Consider the following 12156-nt stretch of genomic DNA (forward strand, 5'->3'; position numbering starts at 1 on the left):
AACCAACCGGCAAGATGATGACTCGAAACTGGACCGAACAAGAGCAACAGGCACTCGATTATCACGAAAAACCCGTCCCGGGGAAGATCGCCACGGCCGTCACCAAGCCTTGCGACACCCAGCGCGAGCTCAGTCTCGCCTACACTCCGGGCGTTGCCGTTCCGGTGCGGGCTATTGCCGAAGAGCCGCTGGATGCTTATCGCTACACCAACAAGGGCAATCTGGTAGCCGTGGTGACCGACGGTACTGCCGTGCTTGGCCTTGGCGACACCGGGGCGCTTGCCAGCAAACCCGTCATGGAGGGCAAGGGGGTGCTGTTCAAGACCTTTGCCGGCATCGATGTATTCGATATCGAAATCGATGCCGACTCCCCCGATGCGATCGTGGACACGGTGGCGGCGATTGCGCCCACCTTCGGGGGGATCAATCTGGAAGATATCGCCGCTCCGCACTGTTTCGAAGTGGAGCGAAAGCTGAAGAAGCGCCTCGATATTCCGGTGTTCCACGACGACCAGCACGGTACCGCCATCATTATTGCCGCCGGACTGCTGAATGCGCTGGATCTCCAGGAGAAATCGATCGAGGCGGTGCAAATCACCTGTCTCGGGGCGGGTGCCGCCGGCATCGCCTCAATGCAGCTGCTGGTGGCCCTCGGCGCCCGACGTGAGAACATCATGCTGGTGGATCGTAAAGGGATTGTGCATATCGGGCGAGAGGACACCAACGTCTACAAGCGGGAGTTCGCTGTCGAGACCGAACGGCGCACCCTGGCTGACGCCATGCGGGGTGCCGATGTGTTCATCGGGGTTTCGGGACCGGATCTGGTCGATGCCGAAATGCTGGCAAGCATGGCGCCCCGCCCGGTCGTCTTTGCGCTTTCCAATCCGGTCCCCGAAATCCGCCCGGAGGTGGCCCGTGAGACGCGGGATGACCTCATCATGGCAACGGGTCGCAGCGACTACCCCAATCAGGTGAACAATGTGCTGGGCTTTCCGTTCATTTTCCGCGGTGCGCTCGATGTCGGTGCCCGGACCATCAACACGGAGATGGCCATCGCTGCCGTACATGCGCTCAAGGCCTTGGCCCACGAACCGGTGCCAGACGGCGTATTGGAGGCCTACGAACTGGAAGTCATGACATTCGGGCCCGAATACATCATTCCCAAACCCTTCGATCCGCGACTGATCGACAAGGTGCCCCCCGCCGTCGCTCGTGCCGCTATCGACACCGGCGTCGCCCGCTACGGCTGGCCCGCGCACTATCCGCAGGAGTAAGGGTTGGCAATGCCTTGGTCGACGCGAATGCGCAATTCTTTTCCAGCTCCGGCCTAAGCCCGTCAAAGCGGGGCCCGATGCATCCTAACCGCGGTCTTCCTGGAGCAGCGACTCCACCTCGCGGAGGTCGGCGCGGCGCATTGGTCGACCATCTACAGGGCTGAGTGGAGCCTGGCGTTGGCCCTTTACGGGAAAGACCGTCATCTCGACGACAATGTCGTCCACGAGAATCCGGTACATGGGGAAGGTTTCCTGTTTGTCGGGCTGGAGACGAACGCGGCGTTCGTCATGCTCGAACGGAATGCCACGATCGCTGAGGAAAAAATCCACCTGTTCCGGCGTATCGGTAAACAGGTGAAGGTAGACCGGCGAGTGCTGGTCGGCCGTACCGGCGAGCACCGGCCCTACCAGTCGGGGTGAGAATGGCTCAAGCATCTTCAGGGCTCCCGCGGCCGTTTCGCGCAGTTCTCTTAATCGTTGTGGCTGACTCTCCGGCTGGAAGATAGAGAGGTACTCGGCCCGTGCCTGTTCGATCTCCCGGTTGGTGGGCAGATTCCGAGTCTGGCTCAGCCCGATTCGTTCGGCCGCCTTGCGCTTGGCCATCGCAAAGTCGCGTATGCCACCTTCGATCATGAAGCGAGCCGCTTCCTGGGCCAACTGCTGGCGTACCTGCGCTTCTTGCCGGCGGGACTGTTTTGGCATGGTGTACTCGATCCCGGAAGTGTCTATGTATCCTTGAAGCAAGATTCGAAAACAGGTCCTTGGGTCCCGTGGACCGGATCCGGCAGGCTGCCCCGGCCCGTTCAGGGAAATCCAACGTTCCCGACGCGCCTCGTTGTCGGCTGAAGGCCCGATCTACGGATACTCTAGCGGTGATTGGTCGGGATGCCGTGCCTTAAAACAACTGCTCCGTTACCGTGCTGCCACCGCCCGGGTTTTCACCGTCAGCGGCTACCCGATCGGTTTCCTGCTCGGGTACATTCTCGCTACGGAATATCTCGAACATCGCATCCTCCCTGCTGCCGCGCGCCAACAGTCCGGTTTCGGGGTCGATACGGACGCTCACCAGGCCCGGTGGCTGTTCGAGTTTATGCTCGGTTCGACCGTCCAGGGCCACCGCCATGTACTTGATCCACATCGGGAGTGCGGCACGGGAGCCGGTTTCATAACGGCCCATCGAACGCGGAGCATCAAAGCCGACCCAGGCGGTGGTCACCACGTCCCGATTGAAACCGGAGAACCAGGCGTCGAGTTGTTCATTGGTCGTGCCGGTCTTTCCGGCCAAGTCGCGCCGACCCAGCGTGAGTGCCTTCTGGCCAGTGCCGCGCTGAATCACGTCCTGCAGCATCGAGGTCACCAAATAGATATTGCGGATGTCGACACTGCGGGGCGCCAGATGCGGTTCGCGCAGGAATCCGGCTGCGGGATCGGTCGAGGTGATGAATACTTTCGGTTCGCCTTCCGGCACCGGCGGCTGCTCCGCCTCTGTCTCCTTCTCTTTTTCACACGGAAGGCACGCCACTGCCGGATCGGCCTTGAACAGCAGGTTGCCGTCAGCGTCTTCGATCCGTTGAATGAAATAAGGTTCGACCTGAAAACCGCCGTTGGCCAATACCGCGTAACCGCGTGCGAGTACCCACGGCGTCATCACGGAGCTTCCCAGCGCCATGGAAAGATCGCGGTTAAGGCGTTTCGGATCGAAACCGAACTTCGCCACATGCTCGAGGGCGGCGCGGACTCCCATCGAGCGAAGCAAACGGATCGATACCAGGTTGCGGGAGCGTACCAGGGCCTCCCGCAACCGGGTGGGTCCGAAAAAGCGTCCACTGTAATTCTGCGGTCGCCAATCGGTCTCCAGCGCCTGGTCCGAAAAAACCACCGGCGCGTCGTTGATAACGCTCGCCGGGGTAAAGCCGTTAGCCAGGGCGGCGGAGTAGATGAACGGCTTGAAGTTGGAACCCGGCTGTCGTTCTGCCTGGATAGCCCGATTGAATTTGCTCTGGTAGTAATCGAAGCCGCCGACCAGGGCCTGCAACGCCCCGTCATCCGGTCGTAGCGAGACGAGCGCTCCCGACACCTCGGGAACCTCGGCCAATCGCCATTGACCTTCCCCTATCGCTTCAAGCCGAACGATGTCGCCAACGTTGAGAATATCCGCCGCTTTTTGTGGCTCGGGTCCGAAGCGAAAGTCATCGATATAGGGGCGGGCCCAGGCCATCCCTTCCCAGTCAAGTTCCACCGGCTCGTCAGCACCATCCAAATATACCTTGGCCGATTTTTCACCGACATCGACAATCACTCCGGGTAGCAGATTTCCGATGCTTGAGCGGCCCTCCAGCGCCGCTTTCCATGCTTCCAGACCCGCATCCTGTTCCAACACAACCTGGGCCTCCGGCCCCCGATAGCCATGGCGGCGGTCGTATTCCAGCAGTGCCTCGCGCAACGCATGATTGGCCCCGGTTTGCAGGCGGGCCACTACCGTCGTATAGACCCGGTATCCGGCGGTGTAGGTTGCGGGGCCGAAGTGCTCGACCATTTCGGCTCTGACCATCTCGGCCAGATAAGGGGCTTCCATTTTGTTGGACGACGCGTGCAGACGGGCGATAGTTGGCGTCTCCAGATACGCTCGGTAGTCATCCGCGGAAATGAAATCGAGTTCGTGCATCCGGCGTAGTACATAGTCACGACGCTCCATCGCCCGCTCGGGATTTGCAACCGGATTGAACCGCGATGGCGCTTTGGGCAGTCCCGCGATCATCGCCAGTTCGGGGACCTCCAACTCGCTAATCTCCTTGCCGTAATAGACTTGCGCCGCGGCCGCAACGCCATAGGAGCGCTTTCCCAGATAGATTTTGTTGAGGTAGAGTTCCAGTATTTCCGGTTTGGTGAGTTGCCGTTCGATCGTCAGGGCAAGGAAGATCTCGCGAAGCTTGCGCAGATAGGTTTTTTCACTGCTGAGGAAAAAATTGCGGGCTACCTGCATGGTAATGGTGCTGCCGCCCTGACCCTTTGTCCCGGTACGGATCAGATGTACCACCGCCCGAATGATGCCCTGGTAATCGACGCCCGGGTGCTCAAAGAAGCGATCGTCTTCGGCCGCGAGTATTGCCTGCACCATGGCCGTGGGGATCTGTTCGTAGTTAAGCGGGGTGCGTCGCATCTCCCCGTATTCGGCGATAAGCTCCCCCTCGCGGGAGTAGATTCGCAACGGCACCTGCAGTTGGACATCTTTGAGCTTTTCGATGGAGGGTAGCTCGGGAGCGACATAGAGATAGGCGCCCGCGACTACGCCGACGCCCAATAGGCCCAGGACGAATGCCGCGAGCAGGCCACGGCGGATCAAGCGGAAAAAAAGTTTCATGTTTTGGACTTGAGAACTGGCTCAACGGCATTTCAGGGGCGAAACAGTATAAAGGTTTCGGCGGCGGCTAACTATGAACCCGTGTCACGTTTTGCCTGTTGACCGGTAACGGTGACTGGTATTTAATGTAGTCGTCTAAATTTTGCGCGTAAGCACGGGTACTTAAAGGAAAAATGATCCAGCTGCCGAGATTCTTGGCTCGGAGCACGCCCCGGGTCCTGGGACTTGATATTAGCACCACTGCTATCAAGCTGCTGGAGCTGAGCAAAAGTGGTGACTCCTATCGAGTAGAAAATTATGCCGTGGAGCCGTTGCCGCCCAACTCCGTTATCGAGAAGAACATTTCGGATGTCGAGAGCGTTGGTGAAGCCATCAGGCGTGCCGTAAAGCGATCCGGTAGTCGCTTGAAGTATGCTGCTGCGGCGGTTGCCGGTTCTGCCGTCATTACGAAAGTCATCTCCATGCCTGGTTCGCTTTCCGAGGACGAGCTGGAGAGTCAAATTGAAGTCGAGGCCGACCAGTACATCCCCTACCCGCTGGAGGAGGTCAATCTCGATTTCGAGGTGCTCGGACCCTCCGAAGACGATCCCGAACGGGTGGATGTGCTGCTCGCCGCCTCGCGTACCGAGAATGTCGAAGTGCGGGTCGATGCCATTGAACTGGCCGGGATCGAGCCGAAGGTTATCGATGTCGAGGCCTATGCCATGGAAAATGCGTTCGGTCTCATTGGCAGTCAGATCCCGGACCACGGCTTCGACAAGACCATCGCGGTGGTGGATATCGGCGCGACCATGACGACACTGAATGTCCTCTACGACCTGAAAACGATCTATACCCGCGAGCAGGTCTTCGGCGGCAAGCAGCTGACCGAAGAGATCCAGCGGCGCTACGGCCTCTCCTATGAAGAGGCGGGTATGGCGAAGCGCCAGGGCGGGTTGCCGGACAATTATGTGCCCGAGGTTCTGGAGCCCTTCAAGGAGGCTATGGCCCAGCAGGTGAGTCGTTCGCTGCAGTTTTTCTTCTCATCCAGTCAGTACAACAGTGTCGATCACATCGTACTGGCGGGTGGCAGTTCCTCGATTGCCGGCGTGGATTCGCTGATTGAGGAAAAAATCGGTGTACCGACCTCCATCGCCAATCCTTTCGCCAGCATGAGCATCGCGTCAAGGGTCAAGGCTCAGGTGTTAAAGAATGATGCTCCGGCCCTGATGATCGCCTGCGGTCTTGCGCTGAGGAGTTTCGACTGATGGCACGCATCAATCTATTACCGTGGCGCGAAGAGCGGCGCAATGAGCAAAAGCGTGAATTCGGCGTCGCTGCCGGTGGCTCGGTTTTATTGATGGCGGGCATTGTACTTTACGTGCACATGCACATTAACGGCATGATCGACTATCAGCAGTCGCGCAACCGTTACATCCAGCAGGAAATCAAGCAGGTCGAATCCAAGATCAGGGAGATCCAGGATATCGAAAAGCAGAAGAAGCAGCTCATCGCCCGGATGCGCGTCATCGAGCGGTTGCAGCGAAATCGGCCCGAGGTCGTACACCTTTTCCAGGAGCTGGTGGAACTCATACCCGAAGGGATACAGCTGAGCCAATTGAGCCAAAGTGGCTCGGCCATTACGCTGAAAGGTAAAACTCAGTCCAATGCGCGGGTCTCCTCATTCATGAGGTCACTGGACAGTTCAGACTGGTTCACCAAACCGGAACTGGATGTTATCCAGTCCAGCTCCAAGGGCGGCGATCGTACGCGCTCCTTCACAATGCGGATTCAGCAGGCCAACTCTGCCGACGAGTCCGGGAATGGCGAGAAGGGGTAAGGGCCATGGATCTGAAGATCAATTTTAATGATATCGATTTCGAGAACGTTGGCAGTTGGCCGCCGCTGGTCAAAGGCGCCTCAATCCTGATTCTATGCATTGCAACCCTCGGTGCGGGGTATTACTTCGATACGCAGCATCAGTGGCAGGAGCTCGAAACCATTCGTGCCAAGGAGAGCGTTCTCAAAAAGGACTTCGAGACCAAGCAGGCCAAAGCGGTCAATCTGGATGCCTACAAGCGGCAGATGGAGGAAATGAGGGAATCCTTCGGGACGATGCTCCGTCAGTTACCGAGTAAGACGGAAGTCCCGGATTTGCTGGTGGACATCACCCAGACCGGGCTCGCCACCGGTCTCGAATTCGAACTGTTCCAGCCCCGCGCGGAAGCTCCGAAAGAGTTTTACGCCGAACTGCCGATCTCACTGCGGGTGACAGGTGGCTATCACAAATTTGGTGAGTTTGTCAGCGGTATCGCGGCCTTGCCCCGCATCGTCACTCTGCATGACATTACTATCTCGGGTTCCGACCAGTCCCTTGTGATGAATGCGACCGCCAAGACCTATCGTTATCTTGATGAGGACGAGACCAGTAGTGGTAAAGGGCATGCGAAGTCAAAATAGATGGTTACGGATCCTGGGGCTAGTCGCCTTCGGTACGGTTTTCGCTCTGACCGGCTGTTCGGGAGGGGCGCACTCCGACCTGCAGCAATTCGTCAGCGAGGTCAAGGCACGCAAGGGCGGCCGGATCGCCCCGATGCCGGAATTCCAGATGTACGAGGGTTTCGAGTACACCGCTTTCGAAAGGCGTGAACCGTTTACCCTGGCCGGCATGGATGCGGAGCGGGTACCTGTTTCCAACAACGGCATCAGTCCCAACCAGGACAGGCATAAAGAGCCGCTTGAGCAGTTTCCTCTCGATACGCTCACATTTGCGGGTCATCTCGAAAAGCAGGAGCAGCGTTGGGGCATCCTTACGGCCCCGGACGGCTTGGTGCATCGCGTTCAGATCGGTAACCATCTCGGCCATAACTATGGTCGAATTACCGATGTGACCGAGACTCGCATCGAGCTGGTCGAAATCGTGCCGGACGGTATTGGTGGCTGGATAGAACGCGAGGCGGCTCTTGCCCTTGACTCAGAATAATAACTTTGCACGGAGAGAGGCGGTCCCAATGATTCTCCATCGATTTCTTTTCAATGCGGCACGGCTAGCGACTTTGGTCGCCGCTGTCTTGCTGATATCCGTAGGCGAAAATGCCCTGGCAGCGACACGGGCGCTGGAGGATATCAGCTACGCCGTGCTTCCGGGAGATCGGGTGGAATTACGGCTACAGATGTCGGGACCGGCCCCGGAGCCGGGCAGTTTCACCATCGATGATCCTGCGCGCATTGCGATTGATCTTCCGGAAACGGAAGTGGCGCTTGCCAAGCGGTTCATGGATGTCGATGCCGCGCCGGCGCGAAGTGTCCGCGCGGTGGCCGCCAACGGGCGCACTCGGGTCGTGGTTGCCCTGAGCCACATGGTTCCCTACGAGCTGAAGCGCGATGGGAACAGTATTGTTCTGATCGTCGGCGGCAAAACCGCAAAGGCCACAACCACAAGTCTTCCGGATGGCGACAAAATCGATGCCGGCAGAGTGTATGCCCTCAAAGAGATCGACTTCCGCCGGGGTAAAAAGGGCCAGGGGAAAATCATCATCACGCTGGATCCGGGAATCTCCGTCGACATGAAGGAGCGCAGCGGTAATGTCGTCATAGACTTCCTTAACAGCGACCTGCCCGAAGAACTCGCACGTCGCCTGAACGTCACCGATTTTGCCACGCCGGTGAATACCGTCGATACCTACCGCACGGGCAAGGGCGTCCGGATGAAAGTGGATGCCAGTGCACCGTTTGAACATCTGGCCTATCAGACCGGAGATACCTACGTTCTCGAGGTCATGGCGGTTGAAAAGGAAGCCTCCACGGATACGGCCGATCTGGGCGCGGACGGCTACAGCGGAGAGCGCCTGTCGCTCAACTTTCAGGACATCGAAGTCAGGGCCGTGCTCCAGCTTATCGCGGACTTCACGGGGCTCAATATCGTTGCCTCCGATACGGTTCAGGGCCAGATTACCTTACGTTTGAAGAACGTCCCCTGGGACCAGGCGCTGGACATCATTCTCAGGAGCAAGGGTTTGGGAAAACGCCAGAGCGGCAATGTCGTGCTGATCGCGCCCAACGAAGAGTTGGCTGCACGCGAGAAGCAGGAACTGGAGGCCAACAAGCAGAAGGAAGATCTGGCTCCGCTGCACACCGAATACTTCGAGATCAATTACGCCAAAGCATCGGAAATGGCCAGCCTTCTGAAGTCGGCGGAAAGCTCCATCCTCTCGGAGCGTGCCAATGTTTCGGTGGATGCGCGCACCAATACCCTGATGGTGTCGGAGACGGCCGAAAATCTGGAGGATGTCGCGCGCCTTGTGGAAAAGCTCGACGTGCCCATTCGCCAGGTGCTGATCGAGTCCCGCATCGTCATCGCCAATGATGATTTCAGTAAGGATCTCGGCGTCCGTTTCGGTGTTAGCGGCTATGAAGTCGAAGGCGACACGGTGGGGCTTACGTCGGGAAGTGTCGAGGGAACCCAAACCATTTGGGACGATTCCAGTGCAGGCGAAATAGTTTTTGGTGCCCCGGAGGATCGACTGAACGTCAATCTGGCAGCGCCGGGGGCAGCCGGTCAGCTCGCGGTGGCTTTTCTTTCCGGTGACTACCTGGTGGACCTTGAACTCTCCGCCCTGCAGACCGAAGGAAAAGGTGAAGTGATCTCCAATCCGCGGGTTGTGACCTCCAACCAGAAGGAGGCCACCATTAAGCAGGGCGTGGAGATCCCCTATCAGGAAGCGAGTGCCAGTGGCGCCACCTCCACTTCCTTTAAAGAAGCGGTTCTTGCGCTGAGTGTAACGCCTCAGATTACACCGGATGATCGTATCATCATGGACTTGGCCGTCAGCAAGGATAGCCAGGGGCAATCGGTCGGCGGCATTCCCACCATCAACACCCGTGCTGTCGAGACGCAGGTGCTCGTAGAGAACGGAGACACGGTAGTTCTCGGCGGTATCTACGAACAGACTACGGCAAATGATGTCGAGAAAGTCCCCTTCCTTGGTGACCTGCCGCTGCTCGGTCACCTGTTCAGGCGCACCAGCACAGTGGACAGCAAGGCCGAACTTCTCATCTTCGTTACGCCGAAGATCCTCAAGGAGGGCCTGTCCGGTAGTTTCGATTAAATCAAAAAACGATAGTATGCCGGTAGTCAGGAAGCTGGCGGTTTTGGATAAAGAAGGGTAATAACAATGATGAACGGACTAGCTCGTCTTTTTCTGAGTGCTGTTTTGGCTTTGTTGGTGGCCTGCGGGGATGGCGACGGGGGTGCTGCTTTTGACGCGGGCGATGATACGTTGGACGAAGGTGTTGAAACCGTCGTCCTCGACCTGGGCAGCGGAACAGGAGACTTGTTTACTTCCGGAGAACTGGAGCTCGGGGTTACCTCTTTGTCCGCGGGGGGCCAGACCAGTGTCACGGCCACTATCGTCGATTCCAGCGGAGTAGCCTATACGGAACCGGTGGACGTAACCTTCGTTTCGGATTGCTCCGGACAAGGTACAGCCACCCTCGAGTCCCCGATATCGACGGTGGGTGGTTATGCGACATCCACCTACAAGGCGACCGGCTGTGAAGGGACGGATACCATTACCGCCACTGCATCGGCGAATAGCCAGACTCTCACCGCGACAGCCGATATTACGGTCCAGCCCGCCTCCGTGCATTCGGTTGTGTTCATCGCGGCCGATCCGTCACTCATCGGCTTGAAGGGCACGGGTCTGACCGAGTCTTCCGCCGTCAGCTTCCAGCTTGTGGACAGTCAGGGTAATCCGGTTGCCGGCAAGCAGGTGAATTTCTCCTTGGACACCACATCGGGCGGGATCACGATCTCGCCGGAAAGTGCGACAACCGATTCATCGGGAATGGTCCAGGCGACCGTAAACTCGGGAACCATCGCGACCACCGTGAAGGTGACGGCGGAATACGCGGATGATCCGACCATTGCCACGCAGTCGGACGGACTGGTCATCTCGACCGGCGTCGGCGACCAGGACAGCTTCTCCCTGAGCGCCGAAGTGCTCAATCCGGAAGCCTGGAATCACGACGGCGAGATTGTCCAGATCAACATCTATGCCGCGGATCACTTCAATAATCCGGTTCGGGACGGCACAACCGTGAACTTCACGACCGAGGGCGGCCAGATCGTATCTTCTTGCCAAACAGAGAGTGGAGGCTGTTCTGTCAGCTGGACCAGCAGCAACCCACGGCCTTTGGACGGCAGGGTGACCATCCTCGCCACGATGATCGGGGAGGAGAGCTTCGACGATTTGAACGGGGATGGCTGGTTCAATGGCGCGGAGACGTTCGGCGACCTCGCCGAGGCCTTCCGGGACGATGATGAGGATGGTTTGCGGGATGGCGACGAAGAGTTCAAGGACTTCAATTCCAATAGTGCCTATGATGCGCCCGATGGCGCCTACAACGGTGTTCTGTGCGGCGTGCACGACACCGTCCCATGCGGGACGGAGGAGAGCCTGCATGTCCGGGAGGATCTCGTTCTTGTCATGTCGGGATCGGAAGCCTTGATTGGATTTTCCGATAATCCCATCGATGCATCGGCTGGGATCTACACTGGAACGGTCACCATCTCGGATTTCAGAGGCCAGCCAATGCCTTCAGGCACCACGATCGACATTTCAACCACCAACGGTTCGGTTGAAGGGACTTCATCCTTTACGGTTCCCGACACCAATGTCGATGGCCCACTCACCTACAATGTCACTGTCAAATCGGATGGCGACCCCAGCCCGGGCCTACTCGAGGTGATTGTCACGACTCCTAAAGGGCTGGAGAGCATTGGCCAGGTAGTTGTTAACGATTAGATGCCATAGTGGCTAAGTCGCGCAATGTCTTCCTCGTCGGCCCCATGGGGGCCGGCAAGACCACGATTGGTCGTCAGCTGGCCGAGGTTCTGGGGAAGTCCTTCAAGGACAGCGATCACGAGATCGTGCGCCGTACCGGCGCACGGATCCCGTTGATTTTTGAAATCGAGGGAGAAGAGGGCTTTCGCCGGCGTGAGCAGGACGTGATCGATGCACTGACCGCCGAGAAGGATCTGGTGCTGGCCACCGGCGGCGGGGCGGTTCTGAAGCCGGAGAACCGGGCGCATCTGTCCGGGCGCGGAACGGTGTTCTACCTGTTCGGTTCGATTGATCAGTTGCTGCGCCGGACCCGCCGCGATCGTAACCGGCCGCTTCTGCAGACCGATAACCCCCGGGCCAGGCTGGAGGCGCTGATGGCCGAGCGCGACCCCCTCTACCGGGAGGTCGCCGACGCCGTGATCTACACCGATGAGCGTTCCGTCCGCAGCGTGGTGAAAGAGATCGTCGCCCGTTACCGGCACATGGAAAAGGAACGCCAGGCGAAGTAGGCCGCTGGATTGATAACCACGGGGCGCACGGGGACGACAGGGACTTCGTTGATAGCCGCTCGTTCTTCCATTCCCATTCCCCACTCGTTACTAGCTACTCGCCACTCGGTTGAGGTGAGTTATACGAACCCCGACGCTGATTTTGTTGGGCTTCGTTCCTCAGCACCAACCTACATTTTGGAGCCCAT

The 12156-nt window shown here is 58.4% G+C and carries 10 protein-coding genes; 8 read left to right on the forward strand and 2 right to left on the reverse strand.

Features of this window, described 5'->3' with window-relative positions; translation table 11 throughout:
* The first annotated feature begins 17 nt into the window (after positions 1-17).
* Positions 18-1274, forward strand: coding sequence for a malic enzyme-like NAD(P)-binding protein (locus Q7L05_RS11360; RefSeq protein WP_303906419.1), 1257 nt, complete (start codon positions 18-20; stop codon positions 1272-1274).
* Positions 1275-1358: 84 nt separating this feature from the next.
* Here Q7L05_RS11360 and Q7L05_RS11365 read toward each other — a convergent pair whose 3' ends face one another.
* Positions 1359-1976: a hypothetical protein gene (locus tag Q7L05_RS11365; protein WP_303906389.1), complete on the reverse strand. Its 618-nt coding sequence runs from the start codon at positions 1974-1976 to the stop codon at positions 1359-1361.
* Between the two features lie 193 nt (positions 1977-2169).
* Positions 2170-4635 (reverse strand): penicillin-binding protein 1A, encoded by a 2466-nt coding sequence (locus Q7L05_RS11370; protein ID WP_303906392.1) that lies wholly within the window; start codon positions 4633-4635, stop codon positions 2170-2172.
* Positions 4636-4808: 173 nt separating this feature from the next.
* On the opposite strand from Q7L05_RS11370, the gene Q7L05_RS11375 reads away from it, so the two are divergent.
* The 7 genes from Q7L05_RS11375 (at position 4809) to aroK (ending at position 11968) form a co-directional block, all read left to right on the forward strand.
* A complete protein-coding gene (locus tag Q7L05_RS11375) occupies positions 4809-5882 on the forward strand; it encodes a pilus assembly protein PilM (RefSeq protein WP_303906395.1) in 1074 nt (357 codons plus the stop codon).
* Positions 5882-6454, forward strand: coding sequence for a PilN domain-containing protein (locus Q7L05_RS11380; RefSeq protein ID WP_303906397.1), 573 nt, complete (start codon positions 5882-5884; stop codon positions 6452-6454). Before Q7L05_RS11375 ends, Q7L05_RS11380 begins: the two co-directional genes overlap by 1 nt.
* Before the next feature lie 5 nt (positions 6455-6459).
* Positions 6460-7074 (forward strand): type 4a pilus biogenesis protein PilO, encoded by a 615-nt coding sequence (locus Q7L05_RS11385; RefSeq protein ID WP_303906401.1) that lies wholly within the window; start codon positions 6460-6462, stop codon positions 7072-7074.
* The gene (locus Q7L05_RS11390; RefSeq protein ID WP_303906404.1) at positions 7058-7597 is read left to right on the forward strand and encodes a pilus assembly protein PilP; all 540 of its coding nucleotides are present in this window, start codon (positions 7058-7060) and stop codon (positions 7595-7597) included. The genes Q7L05_RS11385 and Q7L05_RS11390 overlap by 17 nt, the downstream gene beginning before the upstream one ends.
* 28 nt (positions 7598-7625) lie before the next feature.
* Positions 7626-9722 (forward strand): type IV pilus secretin PilQ, encoded by a 2097-nt coding sequence (gene pilQ / locus Q7L05_RS11395; protein WP_303906407.1) that lies wholly within the window; start codon positions 7626-7628, stop codon positions 9720-9722.
* A gap of 66 nt (positions 9723-9788) precedes the next feature.
* Positions 9789-11420, forward strand: coding sequence for an Ig-like domain-containing protein (locus Q7L05_RS11400; protein ID WP_303906410.1), 1632 nt, complete (start codon positions 9789-9791; stop codon positions 11418-11420).
* Between the two features lie 8 nt (positions 11421-11428).
* A complete protein-coding gene (gene aroK, locus Q7L05_RS11405; protein ID WP_303906413.1) occupies positions 11429-11968 on the forward strand; it encodes a shikimate kinase AroK in 540 nt (179 codons plus the stop codon).
* Positions 11969-12156: the final 188 nt, after the last annotated feature.

The organism is Thiohalomonas denitrificans, from assembly GCF_016841685.1.
Taxonomy (GTDB): Bacteria; Pseudomonadota; Gammaproteobacteria; order Thiohalomonadales; family Thiohalomonadaceae; genus Thiohalomonas; species Thiohalomonas denitrificans_A.